Source organism: Phenylobacterium sp., from assembly GCF_024508875.1.
In the GTDB taxonomy this organism is placed as follows: domain Bacteria; phylum Pseudomonadota; class Alphaproteobacteria; order Caulobacterales; family Caulobacteraceae; genus Phenylobacterium.
In genome coordinates, this window is the sequence record NZ_JANINU010000285.1 from 1 (window position 1) to 2,345 (window position 2,345).

Below are 2,345 nucleotides of genomic sequence, written 5' to 3' on the forward strand. Positions count from 1 at the left end.
GGCCGGCGCCGGGTCGGTCAGGTCGTCGGCGGGCACGTAGATGGCCTGCACCGAGGTGATCGAGCCCTTCGAGGTCGAGGTGATGCGCTCCTGCAGGTTGCCCATCTCGGTGGCCAGGGTGGGCTGGTAGCCCACGGCCGAGGGGATGCGGCCCAGCAGCGCCGACACTTCCGAACCCGCCTGGGTGAAGCGGAAGATGTTGTCGATGAACAGCAGCACGTCCTTGCCTTCCTGGTCGCGGAAGTATTCCGCCTGGGCCAGGCCGGTCAGGGCCACGCGGGCGCGGGCGCCCGGAGGTTCGTTCATCTGGCCGTAGACCAGGGCGCACTTGGAGCCTTCGGTCGAGCCGTTGTTCGCCTTCGGGTCCACGTTCACGTTGGACTCGATCATCTCGTGGTAGAGGTCGTTCCCTTCGCGGGTCCGCTCACCCACGCCGGCCAGCACGGAGTAACCGCCGTAGGCCTTGGCGATGTTGTTGATGAGCTCCTGCATGGTCACGGTCTTGCCCACGCCGGCGCCGCCGAACAGGCCGATCTTGCCGCCCTTGGTGTAGGGGCACAGCAGGTCGATGACCTTGATGCCCGTGACCAGCACTTCGGCCGAGGTCGACTGTTCCGAGAACGACGGCGCTTCGCGGTGGATCGGGCTGGTGAAGGTGGTGGCGATCGGGCCGGCTTCGTCGATCGGCTCGCCGATGACGTTCATGATGCGACCCAGGCAGGCCGGGCCGACCGGCACGGTGATGGCCTTGCCCGTATCGACCACCGGCTGACCGCGGGTCAGGCCTTCGGTGGTGTCCATGGCGATGGCGCGGACGGTGTTCTCGCCCAGGTGCTGGGCGACTTCCAGCACCAGGCGGAAGGGCTGGCCCGTCCGTTGGTCGACGTTGGTGGTTTCCAGCGCGTTCTGGATCGCGGGCAGGTGGCCCTCGAACTCGACGTCGACGACGGCGCCGATGATCTGAACCAGCTTGCCGGTGGCGACGCCCTTGACGGCGGCGGCCTTCGGGGTCGCGGCGGCCTTCGCGGGCGCGCGCTTGGCGGGAGCCTTGGCCGGAGCCTTGGCGGCGGGCTTCTTGGCGGCGGTGGTCGTCGTGGCCATCGTTCGTTCTCTCGTACTAGATCGCTTCGGCGCCGGAGATGATCTCGATCAGCTCCTTGGTGATCTGCGCCTGGCGGGCTCGGTTCATCTGCAGGGTCAGGTTGGCGATCATGTCGCCGGCGTTGCGGGTGGCGTTGTCCATCGCCGTCATCTGAGCGGCGAAGAACCCGGCCTGGTTCTCCAGCATGGCGGAGAAGATCTGGGTCGTGATGTTGCGCGGCAGGAGGTCGGCCAGGATCGATTCCTCGTCGGGCTCGTACTCGTAAGCAGCCCCCTTCAGGTCGATCGGCGGGGCGCCGGCGGCGACCTCGGCCGGGATGAGCTGCTTGGCCGTGGGGGTCTGGGTGACCACCGACTGGAACTTCGAGAAGAACAGCGTGACGACGTCGATCTCGCCGGCGTCGAACATGTCCTGGATCTTGCCCGAAACCTCTTCGGCGACCGCGAGGGACGGGTTGCCGCCGGCCTCATAGCCGCCGACGAGACGCGTGGCGTGCAGGCGGCGGAGCTGGTCCCGCGCCTTGCGGCCGACGGTCAGGATCTTCACGTCCTTCCCCTCGGCGATCAGCGCGTCGATGCGCTGGCGGGCGGCGCGGACGATCGAGCTGTTGAAGCCGCCGGCCAGGCCGCGGTCCGACGTGGAGATGACCACCAGGTGGCGTTGGGTCGAACCCGTGCCCACCAGCAGCTTGGGCGCGCCGTCGCCCGACACGCCTGCCGCCAGGTTGGCGATCACGGCGCCCATGCGCTCGGCGTAGGGCCGGGCGCTCTGGGCGGCGTTCTGGGCGCGGCGCAGCTTGGCCGCGGCGACCATTTGCATCGCCTTCGTGATCTTCTGGGTGGATTTCACCGCAGCGATCCGAGTGCGCATTTCCTTGACGGTGGCCATCGCCGGTTACTCGCTCCTCGCGTCGGCGCTTAGGCGAAGGTGTCGGCGAAGCCGGCCAGGGCCGCCTTCAGGTCGTCTTCGAGGCCCTTCAGGTCCTTGGTCGTGCGGATCTTGTCCAGCAGGCCCTGATGCTTGGCATGCAGGTGCGCCAGCAGTTCGCGCTCGAAGCGGCCGACCTGAGCGGTCGGGACCTTGTCGAGGTAGCCGCGGGTGCCGGCGTAGACCACAGCAACCTGTTCTTCCACCGCGAGCGGGGCGTACTGGGGCTGCTTCAGCAGCTCGGTCAGGCGCTCGCCGCGCGCCAGCATGCGCTGGGTGGCGGCGTCCAGGTCCGAGCCGAACTTCGCGAAGGCGG

At 68.4% G+C, this 2,345-nt stretch carries 2 protein-coding genes and 1 pseudogene; all 3 read right to left on the reverse strand.

The window, feature by feature from the left end:
* On the reverse strand, positions 1-1,101 hold a 1,101-nt coding region (gene atpD / locus Q0L11_RS19150; RefSeq protein ID WP_296599360.1), incomplete at its 3' end, for a F0F1 ATP synthase subunit beta.
* A 16-nt stretch (positions 1,102-1,117) separates the two neighbouring features.
* Positions 1,118-1,990 carry a F0F1 ATP synthase subunit gamma gene (locus Q0L11_RS19155; protein ID WP_296599361.1) on the reverse strand — a complete coding sequence of 291 codons (873 nt, stop codon included), beginning with the start codon at positions 1,988-1,990 and terminating at the stop codon, positions 1,118-1,120.
* A 29-nt stretch (positions 1,991-2,019) separates the two neighbouring features.
* Positions 2,020-2,345 (reverse strand): annotated as a pseudogene (locus tag Q0L11_RS19160) (F0F1 ATP synthase subunit alpha); the annotation flags it as partial.

What these genes read in the sequence shown, in the direction of transcription:
- Q0L11_RS19155 (WP_296599361.1), bottom strand. Translation starts at nt 1,990, where the DNA reads ATGGCCACCGTCAAGGAAATGCGCACTCGGATCGCTGCGGTGAAATCC.